Source organism: Marinifilum sp. RC60d5 (assembly GCF_052400665.1).
Classification (GTDB): domain Bacteria; phylum Bacteroidota; class Bacteroidia; order Bacteroidales; family Marinifilaceae; genus JBQTGK01.
On the sequence record NZ_JBQTGK010000007.1, the window covers coordinates 122,341 to 141,178 of the forward strand.

17 protein-coding genes are annotated in these 18,838 nt (G+C 32.2%); 9 read left to right on the forward strand and 8 right to left on the reverse strand.

Annotated features, from left to right (window positions below; genetic code table 11):
• Positions 1-112: 112 nt before the first annotated feature.
• The 3 genes from ACT3CE_RS14750 to ACT3CE_RS14760 are packed head-to-tail and all read left to right on the forward strand — an operon-like array spanning position 113 to position 4,113.
• Entirely contained in the window at positions 113-3,085 is a 2,973-nt protein-coding gene (locus ACT3CE_RS14750; RefSeq protein WP_444710535.1) for a hypothetical protein, read from the forward strand.
• A gap of 30 nt (positions 3,086-3,115) precedes the next feature.
• Positions 3,116-3,751, forward strand: a complete 636-nt coding sequence (locus tag ACT3CE_RS14755) for a DsbA family protein (protein ID WP_444710536.1) — start codon at positions 3,116-3,118, stop codon at positions 3,749-3,751.
• Positions 3,752-3,762: 11 nt separating this feature from the next.
• Positions 3,763-4,113, forward strand: coding sequence for a hypothetical protein (locus tag ACT3CE_RS14760; protein WP_444710537.1), 351 nt, complete (start codon positions 3,763-3,765; stop codon positions 4,111-4,113).
• A 40-nt stretch (positions 4,114-4,153) separates the two neighbouring features.
• Here the strand turns inward: ACT3CE_RS14760 and ACT3CE_RS14765 are convergent, their stop codons facing one another.
• Entirely contained in the window at positions 4,154-4,684 is a 531-nt protein-coding gene (locus tag ACT3CE_RS14765; protein ID WP_444710538.1) for a TlpA family protein disulfide reductase, read from the reverse strand.
• A gap of 225 nt (positions 4,685-4,909) precedes the next feature.
• On the opposite strand from ACT3CE_RS14765, the gene mtnN reads away from it, so the two are divergent.
• The 5 genes from mtnN (at position 4,910) to ACT3CE_RS14790 (ending at position 10,992) form a co-directional block, all read left to right on the forward strand.
• Positions 4,910-5,608, forward strand: coding sequence for a 5'-methylthioadenosine/S-adenosylhomocysteine nucleosidase (gene mtnN, locus ACT3CE_RS14770; protein ID WP_444710539.1), 699 nt, complete (start codon positions 4,910-4,912; stop codon positions 5,606-5,608).
• 13 nt (positions 5,609-5,621) lie between these two features.
• Positions 5,622-6,101 carry an S-ribosylhomocysteine lyase gene (locus ACT3CE_RS14775; RefSeq protein WP_444710540.1) on the forward strand — a complete coding sequence of 160 codons (480 nt, stop codon included), beginning with the start codon at positions 5,622-5,624 and terminating at the stop codon, positions 6,099-6,101.
• Positions 6,102-6,208: 107 nt separating this feature from the next.
• A complete protein-coding gene (locus ACT3CE_RS14780; RefSeq protein WP_444710541.1) occupies positions 6,209-6,658 on the forward strand; it encodes a DUF3592 domain-containing protein in 450 nt (149 codons plus the stop codon).
• A gap of 86 nt (positions 6,659-6,744) precedes the next feature.
• Complete coding sequence (locus ACT3CE_RS14785; protein WP_444710542.1) at positions 6,745-8,721, forward strand: peptidase U32 family protein; 1,977 nt, start codon at positions 6,745-6,747, stop codon at positions 8,719-8,721.
• A gap of 156 nt (positions 8,722-8,877) precedes the next feature.
• Complete coding sequence (locus ACT3CE_RS14790; RefSeq protein ID WP_444710543.1) at positions 8,878-10,992, forward strand: M3 family metallopeptidase; 2,115 nt, start codon at positions 8,878-8,880, stop codon at positions 10,990-10,992.
• Positions 10,993-11,136: 144 nt separating this feature from the next.
• Here ACT3CE_RS14790 and ACT3CE_RS14795 read toward each other — a convergent pair whose 3' ends face one another.
• From ACT3CE_RS14795 to ACT3CE_RS14825, 7 genes are all read right to left on the reverse strand, one after another.
• Positions 11,137-11,724, reverse strand: a complete 588-nt coding sequence (locus ACT3CE_RS14795; RefSeq protein WP_444710544.1) for a TetR/AcrR family transcriptional regulator — start codon at positions 11,722-11,724, stop codon at positions 11,137-11,139.
• A gap of 355 nt (positions 11,725-12,079) precedes the next feature.
• Positions 12,080-12,799 carry a sulfite exporter TauE/SafE family protein gene (locus ACT3CE_RS14800; protein ID WP_444710545.1) on the reverse strand — a complete coding sequence of 240 codons (720 nt, stop codon included), beginning with the start codon at positions 12,797-12,799 and terminating at the stop codon, positions 12,080-12,082.
• A 3-nt stretch (positions 12,800-12,802) separates the two neighbouring features.
• The gene (locus ACT3CE_RS14805; RefSeq protein ID WP_444710546.1) at positions 12,803-13,753 is read right to left on the reverse strand and encodes a YeiH family protein; all 951 of its coding nucleotides are present in this window, start codon (positions 13,751-13,753) and stop codon (positions 12,803-12,805) included.
• A 67-nt stretch (positions 13,754-13,820) separates the two neighbouring features.
• Entirely contained in the window at positions 13,821-14,708 is an 888-nt protein-coding gene (locus ACT3CE_RS14810) for a LysR substrate-binding domain-containing protein (protein WP_444710547.1), read from the reverse strand.
• A gap of 194 nt (positions 14,709-14,902) precedes the next feature.
• Positions 14,903-16,540, reverse strand: a complete 1,638-nt coding sequence (locus tag ACT3CE_RS14815; protein WP_444710548.1) for a glycoside hydrolase family 43 protein — start codon at positions 16,538-16,540, stop codon at positions 14,903-14,905.
• Positions 16,541-16,697: 157 nt separating this feature from the next.
• Positions 16,698-16,850 (reverse strand): hypothetical protein, encoded by a 153-nt coding sequence (locus ACT3CE_RS14820; RefSeq protein ID WP_444710549.1) that lies wholly within the window; start codon positions 16,848-16,850, stop codon positions 16,698-16,700.
• Between the two features lie 34 nt (positions 16,851-16,884).
• On the reverse strand, positions 16,885-17,142 hold the full coding sequence (locus ACT3CE_RS14825) for a transposase (protein ID WP_444710552.1): 258 nt from the start codon (positions 17,140-17,142) through the stop codon (positions 16,885-16,887).
• A 1,161-nt stretch (positions 17,143-18,303) separates the two neighbouring features.
• Here ACT3CE_RS14825 and ACT3CE_RS14830 point away from each other — a divergent pair.
• Positions 18,304-18,838, forward strand: a 535-nt coding sequence (locus ACT3CE_RS14830) for a transposase (RefSeq protein WP_444710550.1), incomplete at its 3' end; no start/stop codon positions are given.

Sequence of the window (18,838 nt, forward strand, 5' to 3'; positions counted from 1 at the left end):
AAAATCATTTTATCTTTGTTTAGCAAAACATAAACACAAAAGAGTAATATAAAATATACCTTCTTGGCTCTTATTTCCACAATCAATTGGATTAACATATAATAATCATAAAATGAATAGGATACTGAAATTCCTGAAACGATTTTTTGCCATAATAATTAGTTTATGCATAGTTTTAATTCTTATTGCAGAAATGGCCGAAGATACAATTGTACGTACTGCTCTTACCCAAGTAAATAACTCTATTGATGCTGACATCAAAGTAGAAGATGTTTCTTTTTCTCTACTAAAAAAATTTCCTTATGCAACAGTGGAATTTAAAAATGTATTGCTGCAATCTAATACATCACCAAATACCGATACTCTTATCAGTTCGGATAAAATCTATGTTTCACTAAATACGATCGCTTTAATAAAAGGAAATCTGGAAACAGAAAAAGTAGAATTAAAAAATGGATATTTCAATTATCAGCTAGACAAAAATGGCACTTGCAATTTCGATTGTCTGTTTTCAAGCAATCAAGATAGTGTATCTTCACAGAACAATAGTTCATTACATTTGGATCTTAAAAAAGTATCCTTAAATAATATTCGTCTTTTCTATTTTAACTCAAACTCCTTGTTTCAAGCCGAAATTTTAATCGATAAAACAGAGATACAGGGAAAAATACTAAACAATAGTTATCAGGCAGAAATAGAAGGAAATGCATTGCTTTCCGATTGCAAATTCGAAGATAGTAATTTGCATAAAATGGAAAATGCCAAAATTACCTACAACATTGCCTATGCAAATGACATACTACAACTTAATGCGATAAACCTAATTAGTAATGGCATAAATTTACAAGCGCAGGGTAAAATTGAACTTAAAAATAAAATACCTGCAGAAATACACATAAGCCACTGTAATTTAGAACTTAATAAACTTCAAAAATATATACCTAAAGAAATTATTAGTAACTACAAAATCAATCAGTTTAATGGCTTGTTAGCGGTTTCGGGAAGTATTAATGGAAAACTTATCGATTCTATTCCTCCAAGAATAAAGGCAAATTTACAATTAACAGATGGTCTTCTCGAAAAAGGAGATTATCCTCTACTTAAGAATCTTAATTTTAAAGGGCAAATAGACAATGGCGAAGAAGCATTGGCAGAAAGCACACAATTAATATGTGAACAACTGCATTTCGAGACCGAGAAAAGTTCGGGGGATATCACCTTTGAACTTACTAATTTGAATGAGCCCATTTACAATTTCGATAGCAATCTGCAAATTAACCTTGAGGAGATAAAAAACTTTATTCCCGATTCTCTTATGAATTTAGAGGCCGGAATTAGTAAACTTAAAATTTTGGGAAACGGGAAATTAAATTCTTTTAAAGAACTTGAAAATACAGATTACATTCTTCAAAATATAAATGCAAGAGTTGATCTTATAAATGTAAAAACATCAACAGCTAAACTTCATCTTGATTCTTTAAATGCATCCTTCAATTATGCTCCCAATAAAATTATTATTTCGGATATTAAAACACAGATTCCTTCTCACAATTTGAACCTGAATAAGGCAAATATTACAGCTGAATTTAACGGAGAGTTTTCCGATTTAAGTAAAATGAGTGCGAAGATAGACTCTTTTTATTTTGAAACCTCCCAAAGCAGCTTTTCTGGTAAAATGCAAGTACATAACATAAACTATCCTGAATATAGTTTATATTTAAAAACCAACCTAAATCTAAACGAATTTCAGAGTTTTATGCCCGATTCTATAATCTCTAATATCCATGGAAATATAAGTACACAAATCAATTCAGAAGCTAAAATTAATCCTGATTCTATTGCTCGGCAAATTACAAACATTATCTGTAAGAATACTCAGATAAAATCCAATTGTAGAAATGTATCTGTTGATCTTAATAATCCAAAAATTAAACTCTCCAATTTCTCGGGACAAATCGATATGCTAACCGACACCATTAAAATAATGAATACAAAAGGTGAGCTATCGGGTATAAATTTTAAAATAGATTCAACACAAATTAAAAACTATTACAATACTTTAATAACAAATCAAAAACAAGAATTATCCATTGATGGCTTATTTCATTTTAAACACATAAATTATCAGAAGATAGACTCTTTACTAGCAATTTTCACTAGTAATACAGATTCCCTTACCAATAAATCGGAAAGTACAAACACAACACAGTACACCTATCGATTAAAAGGAAAATTATCGGGCGAAAGCTTTAGCTATAAAAAAGCAAATTTTACAAATATTAGCAGCCTTTTTAATATTAGCGACAGTACAATTTTACTTGACAAGTTCCGTTTTAATGCTTTCGAAGGGAATATGAACAATTCGCTTCGTTATAAAGTAGTATCTAACAATAAAAAAACTATTGACCTGTATAACCAAACAAATGATTTGGATATTGCTATGCTAATGAAAGATTTCGATAATTTTAAAGAATACGATCAGGCCTACGTAAAATCAGAACAAATTAGTGGAAAACTAAGCTCCGATTTACACGGACAATTTTTATTATTAGGAGATTCCTTGGTAAATGATTCTACCATGTTAAAAGGTGATCTAAAACTCGAAAATGGTGGACTTTTTAATTTTAAACCAGCAATGGAACTTTCTAAATCGACCAATATAGAAGAGCTAGATAACTTGCAATTTAAAACTATTGAAAGCAAAGTATTTGTTTATAAGAATGCTGTTTATATTCCACAAACCGAAATTAAAAGCAATGCCATGGATATTTCAGCCTATGGAATGCAAACTTTTGGTGACGATTATGAATATCATCTCCGCATTTATTTGGGCGAAATTTTACATGGTAAAACAAAGCGAATTCGTGAAAAACAACAAAAACAAGAGAATAAACCCGATGGAGGAACTTCAGGCTTAACCTCTCTTTTTGTGGTTTCGAAATGTGAGGATGGAAAAACTCATAGTGGACTCGACACAAAAAAAGGTCGAATGAAAATGAAAACCAAAATAAAACTTCAACAAGTTGTTTTGGATCTTATTTTCCACCCAAAATTGGTTAATTTCGACACAGAACAAAAAAAATAAGCAGAAAACACTTTTCCTCATTTATCTAATATGAACATATCAAACCGATTTATATATATTATCTCTTTTATTCTTTTGTGCGTAATTGGCTACATTATTAGTAATAAAACAATACAACACAAAACATCTTCAAAAGCTTCTATCGAAGTACATATCAATAAATACGACATTATTTTTGGTACTCCCGATGCTGCAAATTCTATTTATATATATTCTAGTTATAAATGTGGATTTTGCCGTAAGTTTTTTAAGGAAGTTTATCCTAAACTAAAAAAGAATTATCTCGATAAAGGAAAGCTTAATTTAATTGTTAAATTGATTGAGCCCAATGAAGATATTGATATGATTTATGCATTGCAAGTTGCAATTTCGGTACATAAATACGGAGAATTTGATAAATTGCACGAACTTTTGGTGCACAATTACAAAGTGGTTTACACCAGCGATTTTAAATCTTTATGCGAGGATTTTATGCAAAACAATACAGAAATTGCAAAAGCTGTTTTAGAAAACGATGATTATAAATACTTAAGAGCAAACTATAAAGAATTTACTGATTTAAAATTTAGCGGAACGCCTGGTTTTGTAATCAATAAGCAAATATATAAGGGCTTTAAAAAGTACGAAGAATTTGAAAATATAATTGAAAAAGAATTCAAACTTTAAAATAAACTAAGATGAACAAAAAACTTATTTTCCTTCCCCTATCATTACTGGGGATAATTGCACTACTATTATTTGGATGCGATTCTGATTCAGATAAATCGGAAGATGTTTGTGAAGCATTTCCTACCCCAAGCGAATGCTCTGCTACCACTCAGGCCACCGCTTGTTGTTCCGATGAAGATAATTGTTACTATTTATACGAAGGTGTAAAGTATACTTATACCGATCAGGGACAAGAAGAATTACTTGCAGCCATGTGTCCAAATCTTTCGGAAGAAGAAACCACAGCCATATACAAACAACTAAGTGCACAAACCAAAAAATTAATGGAACAAGCCAGATTATCGGCTGTGTGTCAATAAAAAAATACGAGGCTGTATCTATTAAATGCAGCCTCGTTTTTTATCTATTAAATAGAAAAAACCACTTCCTTTTTCGTAAGCTTCTTAATTTTTTTTCAATATTATTTCCACGCAAATTAATTGCAACAATAGTTCCTTCCCCATCAATTAAATAATTCGTTGGAAGCTTTCTAACCTCGTAAACTTTGGCTGCCGAATTTTTCCAGCCTTTTAAATCACTAACATGATTTTCCCAAATTAAACTGTCTTTAGTAATAGCTTTTTTCCAGGATTTAATATTACGATCAAAAGAAACACTATACACCGTAAAACCATTGCCATTTTTATATTCAATATGTTGATATTTATTATAGGCTTCAAGCAGATATTTGCTTTCTTTTCTACAGGGTTTACACCAAGAAGCCCAAAAATCTATCAAAACCATTTTACCCTTTAATTCCGATAAAGAAATATCCTTACCAGATAAAGATTTTTGAATGATTTCAGGAGCTTTATCCCCTATTTTTAATGTTTGAGAATTTGAATTTTTAGTCGCTAAAAACACAAATAACAAAAGAATATAATATTTCATTATGCTAATAATTTTCACATGCAAATATGCATCTAAATATCTAAACAAACAAAATAGAAACACATTTGTTAAGAGACAAATAAACCATAACAATATTTTTACAGGTGATTCACAAAAGCAAAGCCAAATTTCTTAATTGTTTTTTAACTTTGCATTCTAATATAAAAACAGCAATAAAGCTAAAACAAACTTTATTCCTGATATTTTTAATTTTAGTCTTGATTAATGAAAATAGGAATTATAGGGGCAATGGAAATTGAAGTAGTTAAGCTTCGAAAATTATTGTCTAATAAAAACGAAGAACAAAAAGGAGGATTTGTATTCTACACCGGCAAATTAAATGGTGCAGATGTTATTCTCCTTCAGTCAGGAATTGGAAAAGTAAATGCAGCCATTGGTGCTGCACTAATGATTGAGAGCTACCAACCCGATTTTGTGATCAATACCGGAGCCGCAGGCGGATTTCCTGGTGATTTGAAAGTAGGCGATATTGTTATTTCCACTCAGCTCATTCATCACGACATGGATTGTACTGTTTTTGGATACAAACACGGACAGGTTCCTGGAATGCCAGAAAGCTTTATTGCCGACGAAAAATTGATTAATTTAGCAGATAAATGCATACATCGACTAACTGATTTATCAACTAAAAAAGCAAGTATATTAACTGGAGATCAGTTTATGAATAATGCTGAGGCAACAAAACAAATTAAAAACATGTTCCCCGATGCCGAAGCTGTTGAAATGGAAGGCGCTGCAATTGCACAAACCTGTTATCGATTTAAAATTCCTTTTGTAGTTATCCGATCAATTTCGGATATTGCAGGACAGGAAAATGCTGTTGAATATGAAGAATTTGTTGAAACAGCAGCAGTAAACTCGGCCAAAATGGTTGTAGAAATGATAAACGAATTGGGAAACTAGAAAAATACAGATTATGGAAAAAATAGCAAGTTTTACAGTAGACCACAACAAATTAAAACGTGGAATTTACGTATCAAGAAAAGATAAAGTTGGTGCCGAAACATTAACCAGTTTCGATATCAGAACCAAATTACCTAACGCAGAACCAGCAATGGATATTCCTGCTATGCATACCATGGAACATTTGGGAGCTACCTTTTTAAGAAATCATGAAAAATGGGCTGATAAAACAATTTATTTTGGTCCTATGGGTTGTCGTACTGGTTTTTACCTAATTTTTCATGGCGATCTTAGCTCAAATGATATTGTTGAAGTTACCAAAGAAATGTTCGATTTTATGGCCGAATTCAATGGCGAAATTCCTGGAACCAATAAAATTGAATGTGGAAATTATGCAAGTCATGATTTAGCAATTGCCAAATGGGAAGCTGAAAAATACAGAACCGAAGTCCTGGCAACACTAAAAGAGGAAAATTTGACTTATCCAGAATAGTTTCAAATTAATTTTATAAAAGATAAGGCTGTCATAAACCAAAAATGACAGCCTTATTTTTTGCTTAAATTTTATTAAATTTAACAAAAGCATTAAAACTGTAGCCAATGAAAGTTTCGGGCCTTCGCTTTACGATTATTACAATTCTAATTCTACTTATTCCTATTTATGCTAACTATGAATTGCTTATAAATGGTAAAAAAGCAAATGGAATTGTTATTAAAACCAGCAAAGACAATACAGGTCAGTTTTACTCCCTATATTCAATAATACAATATCAAGTTGATAATCAAAATTTTCGAATAAAAGGTCCCGAAAATGTCGAATACCCCAATGGAAAAGAATTTACAATTTTATATTATCCTAAAAACCCAAAAAATGCCATTATTTACAGCTTAAAAGGCATTTGTATTAACAAATTCACCGCTGTTTCTATTACTCTTTTCATATTATGGGTAGCATTTTACCTTAGCTTTTCACCTAAAAGTGAGAAACGAAAATCAAAAAAAGATTACTTTAAACACAATAACTATTTAAATAACAATAAACTAAGCTAACTATCACAATTCTATATTTTTTTTCACTAAAACTCGCTAAGCCCAAAATTGCTTCTATCTTTGCAAACTGAACAAAGATGAGAAAAATGAACAAACCAGAATTACTTTTACCCGTTGGAAATCCCGAAATGTTTCATGCTGCCATAAAAGGAGGAGCCGATGCTGTATACCTTGGTTTACGCCAATTTAACGCTCGCGGCAGAGCTTCAAATTTCACAAGCTCACAGCTTCAGGCTTTATTAAAACTGGCTAAAAAGCACAAGATAAAAGTTTATCTAACTTTAAATATTGTAATTAAAAACGAAGAACTATCCGATTTACTGGATACACTGTATCTGATTCAAAAAACAGATATTAGTGCAATTATTATACAAGATTGGGGAGTTTATCATCTGGTTAAAAAATATTTTCCAAAAATAACAGTTCATGCCAGCACACAAATGGCACATCATAATTCTCTTGGCGCAATTTATTGTCAGGAAAGAGGATTTGAAAGAGTTGTAATGGCGCGAGAGTTAACCCTACCCGAGCTAAAAGAAGTAAAAAAGAAATCGAATATCGAACTGGAGATATTTATGCACGGAGCATTGTGCTACTCTTTCTCAGGCATGTGTTTATTCAGTAGTTTTTTAGGAGGAAGTGGTGCCAATAGAGGCTTATGTGCACAACCCTGTCGCAGATTCTACGAAACAGGAAATGAGAAAAAACATATTTTTAGCTTAAAAGATAATCAGGCAGTTGATGTTTTGCCCGAGCTAATGAAAATTGGAGTCGAATCTATTAAAATAGAAGGTCGCTTAAAACCGGCCGAATTTGTTTACAATGTATCCCGTGCTTATCGCAAAGTAATAGATGAAAATGATTTAAAATCGGCCAAAGAGATACTTTCTTATGACATGGGAAGAGAAAAAACCGGCTATTTTTTAGCTGGAAATGTAAATAAAGCAATTACCGAAAATACCAATACCGGTATTTTAATTGGCAGGGTTGAAAAAAGAACTCGAGAATCTATTATTTTCACCTCTAGTCACGAGCTACAATTAGGAAATAGAATCCGTTTTAAACAAAAACATGGGGAAGCTCAAAAAGCCATTAAAGTAAAAGAGTTTAAAAATTTAAGCAAAGGATCTTATCAAATAGAGGCGGGAAATACACTTGCTCAAAAAGGCGATCAGGTATACCTAGCCGGAATGATGCAGGAAAAATTTCCTGGTAAATTTCGCGATGAAGGAAAACCTATTAACGCAAGTATGCACCGAACCGAAAAAGTTAAAATTATTAAAAGTTTAGGTGCTAAAAACATCCCTCAAAAAGAACAAATCTATGTTCGTATTGATTCTTTAGCCTGGCTTCGTAAAATTCATTTAAACGAAATGAATTATCTGATTTTAAATCTTAAAAAATCGGAATGGGAAGAATTAAAATGGGAAGTTCCATTTTTACAGAAAAATGCAAATAAAATAATGATTGAACTTCCTAAGTTCATTCAGGAAAAAGATATTCCTTTTTATCAGCAACTATGCAAAACAGCAATGAGAAAAGGTTATCAGAATTTTATGCTAAGCCATATTTCTCAAAAATTACTACTGCCCAAAAAAGCAAGAATTGCCTGCAACGAAAATGTGTATTTATTTAACGATGCGGCAGTAGCACATCTTCGCGACGAAAAAATAAATTTATACACTCATCCACAAGAAAATGATCTGGAGAATCTTTTAAGAGGTAATGATCGTTTTGGAATTGTTCCTGTATACTTCTACCCTCAACTATTTTACTCCCGCATGCCTGTTAAAACATCAGCAAACAATGAGCTAACGGACGATATGCAAGGAAAATACGACAAAGAAGTTCGCGATGGAATAACCATTGTTTATCCAAAACACCCAGTTACCTGGATGCAGCAAAAAAATAATTTACACAAAGAAGGATTCCGCCGATTTTTAATCGATTTAAGCCACGAAAAAGTATCATCGAATACTTTCAAAAGAATAATAAAAAACTTTCAACAATCGAAACAAGCTCAGCCATCAACCAGCTTTAATCTAAAAAAAGGACTTAAGTAAGTAAAGATTAATAATGAGTAATTGCTAATTAATAATTACTCATTATTAATTCAAATCTATATGTTACTAAATCATTAAATTCATAAGGAAAAGCACTCTATTTTTAGTAATTTGCCAAGCAAACAATTTTATGTATTAATTACTAAACCTAACAAAGTGAAAAAGACATTCCTTTACGTACTTATTGCAGGTATTGGATTAACCGCTTGTAATAGTAACAAAAATGAGCAAAAAAATGAGAATCCGTTTTTTGCGGAGTATAACACTCCATTTCAGACACCTCCATTCGACAAAATAGAGTTTAAACATTACGAGCCTGCCTTTATGAAAGGTATGGAAGAAGGACGTGCCGAAATAGAAGCAATTGCAAATAGTAAAGAAACTCCTACATTCGAAAACACAATTGTTGCTTTCGAAAAAGCAGGTAAGTTGCTTGATAAAGTAAGCAATGTATTCGGAAATATTAGCGGTACTGAGAAAAATGATGAAATTTCAGCTCTTCAGAAAAAATTATCACCACTTCTTTCAAAATATGGTGCTGATATCAGTTTAAACGAAAATTTATTTAAAAGAATTAAAACTGTTTATGATCAAAAAGATCAATTAGACCTTTCTGTTGAAGAACAAACAATGTTGGAAAAAATCTATCAGGGATTCGTTCGTGGTGGTGCTAACCTTCCTGCTGACAAGAAAGATCAGTTGCGTAAAATTGATGAAGAACTTTCGGCATTAACTCTTCAGTTTGGAGATAATGTATTGAAAGAAACCAATAGTTTCCAATTGGTTATCGACAACGAAAAAGATCTTGCAGGCTTACCAGAAGGTGTTAAAGCAACTGCTGCCGAAACAGCAAAAGATGCTGGCATGGAAGGCAAATGGTTGTTTACTACTCAAAAGCCTAGCATGCTTCCTTTCTTACAATATGCTGATAATCGCGACTTGCGTAAGCAATTGTATATGGGATATGTAAACCGAGGAAACAACAACAATAAATTTGATAATAAAGAGGTTGCTAAAAAAATTGTAAACCTTCGTATCAAACGTGCTCAACTTTTCGGGTACAAAAACCATGCAGAATATATTTTGGAAAAAAACATGGCAAAAACTCCTGAAAAGGCGTTTGAACTATTAAACAAACTTTGGAAAGCTGCACTTCCTAACGCTAAAAAAGAAGTGAAGGAAATGCAAAAAATCATCGACAAAGAAGGTGGAAAATTCAAGCTAGCTTCTTGGGACTGGTGGTACTATGCCGACAAAGTAAAGAAAGCAAAATACAACTTAGACGAAGAAGAATTAAAGCCATATTTCGAAATTAGCAATGTTCGTAAAGGTGCTTTTGAACTGGCTCACAGATTATATGGAATCAATTTTATTCCTCGTAATGATATCGCTAAATTCAACCCTGAAAATCAGGTATTCGAATTACAGGAAGCCGATGGAACACACATTGGTATTTTCTATGTTGATTATCACCCACGTGCTTCTAAAAATGGCGGAGCATGGATGAGTTCATTCCGCAAACAATCAGGATTTGGAACTGATCATCCAGTGAGTCCTGTTATTATGAACATTTGTAATTTCACCAAGCCCGTTGGCGATACTCCTGCCTTGTTAACGCCTGATGAAGTTGAAACTTTATTCCACGAATTTGGTCACGCTTTACACGGATTCCTATCTAAGTGTGAGTACAACTACTTGTCGGGAACTTCTGTTTCTCGCGACTTTGTTGAGCTTCCTTCTCAGATAATGGAAAACTGGTGTTTTGAGCCTGAAATGTTGGCTATTTACGCTAAACATTACAAAACTGGCGAAGTAATCCCTACCGAATTGGTTAAGAAAATTCAGAATGCTGGTAAATTCAATCAGGGATTTGCAACTATTGAATATCTTGCTGCTTCAATGCTAGATATGAAATATCATACATTAACAAAAGAGCTTACTGAAGATGTAATGACATTTGAGAAGAACTATTTAGAAGGATTAGGACTAATTCCTGAAATCTATTCAAGATATCGTTCAACTTACTTTAAGCACATTTTTGCTGGTGGATATTCTGCAGGATATTATGCTTACATTTGGGCTGGGGTTCTAGATTCTGATGCTTTCCAGGCATTTAAAGAAACCAGTTTATTCGATAAAGCTACTGCAAAAGCTTTCCGCGATAATGTATTAGCAAAAGGTGGTACCGAAGATCCAATGGTATTGTACAAACGCTTTAGAGGTGCAGAACCAAGTATCGATCCTTTATTAATTAAGCGTGGATTAAAATAAACTACAAATAGCTTATAGCATTTGCTATTAAACTATTTGCAAAATATATAAAGCCGATCTGATTTTCTTCAGATCGGCTTTTTTGCAATGCAGCAAGATATACTCCCCTATACGCAAAGTAAATAAGAGTCTGAAAATTCTTAATTATTCTTCATGCTCAGCTTTCGATACATACATATTCAGAACTTTTTGCTGCATAGCATCTATTGGATATCCCTCTGGCTGCAACACATAATTAATGGCAATACCATCGAGCATTGAAATTAAAAATCCAGTTTCCATTTCAGGATCTGTAGCACCAATCTGACTAAAATATTCATTTAAAACATCAAATTTCATGCTTACAATTTCATCCAATTCCTCTTTATACAATGGAACCACGCCAGGCTGTAAACGCAAAGCATAAAATAATTTAAAAAACTTCAGATTTTTTTCGATAGACTCTAAATAATCATTTATAAAAAATAGCAACTCCACTTCCTGAAGTTCACCATCATCGTTTGGATCTAGTCCGTCAAAAAGAATATGAACTGCCTCTTCGACAATCGTATGAAGTAAATTTTCTTTGGTTTTAAAATATGAATACAACTCCTTTTCCGAGGTATTACTAGCTATCGCGACATCTGCTCCAGTAGCTGAAAAATACCCCACTTTCACAAAAACATCCAAAGCAGCACCCAGAATTTCCTTGCTTTTATTATCTTCTTCAACCAATTTTTTCGTAGCAGCCATAACAAAATAAATTAAGTTTAAGTATCTGTTTTGATCTAAGTTACAACAGAAAAGCCTTCTCTTCCAAAAAAAACAATAAGAAATATTGTATAATTAAAGAAGGGACACATTAGATGCGTCCCTTAACTTATTAACTATTTAAATCTGAAATTTTAGCGATTTTACTTTATTTTCGGCAAGATTTTGCCATTCGTAATATACAGCAGGATAAAATTTTACATTAAAAATCCCTAAAGATTTCCAAAAAAATCTCTTTTCGAAACAATGCCATCTACTTCTCAGCATACTACTCTTTAATTGTTAGCCATTTACATTCTATTGGCCAACTACTTTTTCACCATGCTATTATTAAATTTTAATTGATTAATAGAATGATACACGAAATAAAAGTAAGTATAATATTTACTGTTCTAAAGCTATTTATCGAAATTGATCTATTCAGATATTTACCTAGAATAGTGCCACTTAGTAATATGGGTGAAAATAATAATGAGAGTTTAAAAACCTGATTTGTAAGCAATCCTATTTGGAAATAACCGATAATAGCTACGCTTGCAGTAACAATACTAAACCAGGCAAATATTTCACGGAACTTATCATTACTAAACCGAGCTTTATTAAGAAAAAGTGCCAATGGAGGCCCACTAATTGATATTACTCCAGTTATTAAACCAATAATAGCACCTACAACAGGATAAGTTAACAATCGCAAACTTGTTTTCTCAGACTTATTATTTAGTAAAGACAATATTGTTAAGATAATAAAAACAAAGCCCGAAATATGAATTAAATATGCAGTATTAACATATTTCAATATTATTACCCCAAAAATTGTAAATATACCTCCCGATATTATTAAATAACTTGATGGCCTATCAATAAGTTTCCTGTCTTTTTTCTGTAAAATTATAAACAGCGATGCAACTAAATTACAAATCATTAAAACTGGTATTATTTCTTTTGCATCGTACCAGGTTAAAAGAATGGGTAAGGATAATAATGCAAATCCAAATCCTGTTACCCCTTTAATTAAACTAGAAAAAACAATTGTAAATATGATGTATAAGTTAGGCATAGCTTATCGAGTTAAAAGAAATAATGAACCTACAGAAATTACTGCCCATAAGACAAAACCCAAAGCAAAACTTCTGATACCAGATTTTTTAATTTGATCGACTGATATATTTGAACCAATCAGAAAAAGAGCAACCACCATTCCACGCTTACCCAGAAAACTGAAGTGAGAATAGCTTACCTGCAAACTTGGAAACATATTCGCAAATACTATAGCGAACACAAAAAACAGAATAAACCAGGGAAATTTAATCTTCTTCTTTTCTTCGCCTTTATTTAAAAATGCAATTACTAAGGATAAAGGAATAATCCATAGGGCACGAATTAATTTAACCGTTGTGGCAACTTGTAAGGCTTTTTCGCCATAAATTGCTCCGGCGCCAACCACCGAACTGGTATCGTGAATTGCAATAGCTGCCCAGTTTCCAAATGTTTCCTGACTTAATCCTAATTTATGACCAACAAAGGGAAATAGGAACAATGCAACTGCATTTAATACAAAAACAACAACCAAAGCAAATGAGTTTTGATAATTTTTGCTGTTCAATATCGGTGCAACTGCTGCAATGGCACTTCCTCCACAAATAGCAGTACCGGTTGCAATTAAAAGTGCTATGTTCTTCTCTACTTTTAAAAATTTACCCAATAAAATACCAGTAGTCATTACAAAAGTAACAGAAACCACAGTCTCGAGAAAACCACTTTTTGAAGCACTTAACACATCACTAAGGTTCATTCCGAAACCCAATAAAACAATAGATAATTGTAATATATTCGAAGTGTACTTATGAATATCCTTATGCTTAATACCTATAAGAGAAAGCAATAAACCTATAAACAAAGCAATTGCCGGAGAAATAAACGGCAAAAAACAAAAACATATTATTAATAAATAGAGCCGATTAATGTACACAGACTCCCCTTTTACTCTCTTAATAATTTTATCTCTTTCCATACTTTTTTTTTATAAAAGTATAATTTGGATATAACTATATCAAATAGTAAATTTTTATAAGGTATAACTAAAAGTTATATTGAAATAGGAAATTTTCAAACAATTCAATTTGCCGACTTTTATGCCCCATTTTGTTTGCAATACGAAACTTTCTGGGAATACTAAAGCCTTTTACTTTTATTTCTACAAGACTTTTTGAGTATAATTCTGTTTTTACAGCCTGTTTCGATACAATTGCCAAACCATCAAAAGCAAGAAGAAAGTTTTTTATAGACTCGGTACTTCCTAAGTGAATTGGGACATTTAAATTTTCAAAATTCAAATTTTGCTTTAAAAAAGCTTCTTTAATTACTTCCAATGTGCCTGAACCTTTTTCACGCAAAACAATAGGAATTTGAAGTAAATCTATTTTGCTAATGTTCTTTCGTTTAGAGTAAACACTATTTTTTCCACTCACAACAATTAATTCATCATCTAAAAAATTTTTATATTGAATTCCTGCCTGAGAAGCTTGATTCTCTACCATAGCCATATCAATTTTACTATCTAATAAAAGGCGTTCCATATCAAACGAATTACCATTTACAAGGTGAATATTAAGCTTTGGATAGCGCTTATAAAAAGAAGCTATTGTTTTAGGAATAAGATATTGCGATATTGTTGAACTAGCTCCTATTATAAAATCTCCTGAAATATTATTGTTTAGTTGGCCAATTTCAAATTCAAGTTCCCGATATTGTTGTTCTATTTGCTTATACTTATTGTATACAACTTTCCCTTTATGAGTAAGGTAAATTTTATTCCCTTTTCTTTCAAATAAGTTCGAATTATACTTAATTTCTAATTCCTTAATGTGTTTTGTTACCGCAGGCTGACTTATGTTTAAATTATCAGCAGCCTTTGAAAAACTAAGATTTTCGGCTACAGCAATAAATACAATATCTCTATAATCCATTTATAAAAAGTATTTGTTACCTATTTTTCACTTGTTACTCACAATTAACAACCCGACACTCAACACTTAATTTAATAGATAGTAATTAAATCAAGTTCTTTACCATCTGTAGTATTTAAAAATTCTGATGTACCAAAACGAAAGTAAAATTAGCTAAACAATTCAATAAAAAAACTCCCAAACTCCTCACAAAATTAATCGTTTCCTTTGTTAAAAAACCAATCAAATTTTGCAATATTATTACTTTTCTTAGAAGATGAAGTGGCATACATTCCAATATAAACACCGTTAAACTTTTGTGCCACATCATCCGAAAGCAATGTATAATCCTGGATATCGCCTATGGCTTTTAAATTTTTCTGACTATCGCCATACAAAAACTGCACTTTAATACCATCAACTTTTACGCCCAATATTACCACTTCCTTTTTATAGGGTACACTAGCCACAATTTCAGGTTCGAACTCTCCTTTATTATCTTTTTGAAACGATTTAATTAAGATAAGCTCATTCTTACTTTTTAATAGCTGATAATTATTACCGTGTCTGCGATAAATAACAAGTCCTGCTTTTTCGTTTTCTTTATTTGTAGAAAACATAAGCTTTGTATTTACCTGATAATTCGGGAAACGAGTTCGTTGTCCAATAAAAGAAGGATTTACTAATTCTGTTATCATTTCGGGACGCAGTTGTATTTCAAGTTGTCCCTTATTTAAATTATACCATTTGGTTTTTGGACTACGTAAAAAATTCCATTCCAGTGCCAGTTTGTTAGAATCAAATTCGTCCAGATCCTTAATTTTTGCAAGCGGACTCCATGGTAAATCGGGTCTTTCTTGCTCATACTGTAACAAACCAAGCCCAGGATTAAATATTGGAGTTAGCCCACTCTCTTGTTTTGTCATTATAACTTTAGCCAAAAAAGTTTCACGGGCAAGCGTAACATAATTATCAATTTGTCTTTTCGCCAACATTACACTCCACCACTCTCCATTTTGCGTTTGCACTAAATCGGCATGTCCGGTTTGACCAATAGAATAGGTTTTACCCAAGTGGCGATGTGTTAAAACCGGATTGGCATGATTAGGAATATATGGACCCCATAAACTCTTACTATTAAACACTGTAACCGAATGATATTCGCCAGTTCCCCCCTCGCCAATTAATAGTAGATATTCTCCATCAATCTTAAAAAGGTGTGGTCCTTCTGCCCAACGCGCATTAGAAGCATGTCCGTAAGTTAATTGTTTCTTTTCGCCAAGTAAAATTCCCTTATCGGGATCAATTTCCTGCATCCAAATTCCATTTTTGCCAGGCCATTCCTTACCCGAACCATCAATAACACCGGCTCCGGTATAATAACAACGATCATCATCATCCCAAAAAAGTGAAGGATCAATTCCTGGTGCATTTGCAATCCATTTTGGCTGACTCCAGGGACCCGATGCATCTTTTGCAGTAATAATAAAATTACCTTTTTGTCCTACCATAGTACTTATAATATAAAAAGTACCTTTATGATAACGAATAGTAGGAGCAAAAATACCATTAGAATTTCTCAATCCATCTTCATAAACTATTTGGTCGGTTCTATTTAGTCCATAAGCAATTTTTTCCCAGTTAACCAAATCTTTACTTTTATGAATAGGTAATCCCGGATACCATTCAAAGCTGGAATTTACCATATAATAAGTATCTCCAACACGACAAATAGATGGATCGGGATAAAAACCTGACAAAATAGGATTCTTGAAATTTTTCGGGATATCCTGCCCATAAACACAAGTACAAATTGCCATATTAATAAAAAGTAAAAAAGTTTTTATGTGCATTATTTTTCTATATTAAAAAATTACTAATCAAAATATAAGCTATTCAATTTCCTATTCAAAAATCTATAAGTTCAAACATACCCAAATAGTCCGAGTTTATGCAAACCAAAGGCTAGTGCGAGCGTTTCGTCCGTACTCTATGAACACAGGCTGAGGTTCACAATAATTCTACTTCCAACTGTCCTTTTTCCCCTGCATAATTCTTAGCACTACTGTATTTCCAATGATGTGCTTCCTCAATAAAACCAGCTTCCACTGAATTATTATGAATAGAATTTAGTTTTTCGCTTATTACTTTATTACTCCACAACTCTATGGGATGATTATTTTGCTGCCAAAATTGCCTATTTTTTCACATTGCTATTCATTTTACCAGCACGTTGCATCATCCAAAGCATCCATTTTTTTCTGCTTTCCTGAGGGTTTTCCTCAATCATTTTTTGAATTTTCTTCGAATAATATACCTTAAATTCTTTAAGCAATTTACCAGGATCTGAATTCCCATCATTAAAAATTAAATGAAGATGACTAGGCATTATGCAGTAAGCAAAAAAACACATGCCTTTGTTTTTGCAACAATACTCTAAACTGTCAGTAACGATTGAAAAATATTATTCTCGTACAAATATATCAATCTAATATACCCTTGCAAAACTTACAAAGTACAAACCTTCTTTATTGTGGAATTTGTATTTTCTACTCAAACCTTATTCAAAGATAAATTACAACTTAATTTAAATAATATTTTATAATTATTTGCAATAATATACCCCTACTCACATTTTACTGTAAGTGAGATCTGTTAATATTATTTTCTTTAAAAATAGATACGAGCGAAACGCTCGCACCAGCAGTTTGTGCTCACTCGGACTATTGGGATAGTTTATGAGTAAAACAGCTGAAACAATAACCAATCAGGGGATTAGTCATTTCGCTATTTTAATAAGCATATTTGGCTCGTTTAGCTTCCTTTTAAGAACTTAATAATTTAAAACTCACATCATCATCAGCTAAAAAATGAAGCCTTGAAAATCTGTCAATTAACAAGTTTTTAAGGCTCTTATCATATGATTAGAAATTTTAATCAGTTGTGCAACGGTTACTTTTATTAGCGATTTATATATAATCTTATATTTAATGGTGTTACCTTTTTACTTGGATTCTATTTTAGATTATGTCATCAGGCAATTGTGCTAATTTGCAATGCCATTTTTTATATTTGTTACTAGTAATATCAAACCTATTACTAATTATGAGTACATTTTTATATTTTTCCATATAATTAATTTCAGTATAATTCACTTAAGGGTACGCTGTCAGATTTTGTGTGAGATAAAGCCCTGTTTTATTGTCCATCGTGAACGATATTACTATGATAAAACTTAGTCATCAAACTACAAAACCCGCATTGAATTTGAACTGCCATTACAGATTGGGCACAAAAGAATCTATCCTGTCAAGTTAGTAGAAAGCCTGATACTAAAAACTTTTTTTAGGTTTGCAAATTGCCGTTAAAGGCTAAATTGAGTTGGTTACAAGCTTTTTGGTAAGCCTGTAGGTTGGATAGTGCGGACTTACCAATATGATTATAGTCAGGTTTTGTCAAATAGCTTCTTGCAATTACTCCTATATTTTCGAATAGTAGTAGTATCCCATAAAGTGTGTAAGTAAAGTTATTCTGATTTTTTCGGAGCCTTTTTCTAGCTCAAGAAAAAAATTGGAAATAACTTTACATTGAAAGTCAAACTTTTAAATCACACATTATGAATGCAAAAGATTTAATGTCCGATGAATTTTTCAAAAAATTTAAGACAGGCCAAGAGCTAAATGACTTTTTAAAGCAGATTCAAAAACGAGGTATTGAAAAGATGCTCGAAGGTGAACTTGATGAGCACTTAGGTTATGAGAAGAACCACAAATCTTTAATAAATAACTCACGTAACGGATATGCCAAGAAAAAGGTGAGAACCAGTTATGGAGAGTCAGAAATAGAAGTTCCTAGAGATCGGGATGCTAGTTTTAATCCAATGATCATTCCTAAACGTGGCAATATGGTTGAAGGACTTGAAAATATAATTGTCTCCTTCTATGCCAAAGGAATGAGCAATAGTGACATCCAGGATCAAATTCGAGAGTCCTATGACTTTGATGTTTCTACTAGTGCGATTTCTCGTATTACAAGTAAAATTATAGATGACATTGTTGTTTGGCAAAATCGCCCATTAGAACCTGTTTATCTAATTGTTTGGATGGACGGCATTGTATTTAAAGTACGAGAAAACTCCAAGGTAATAAATA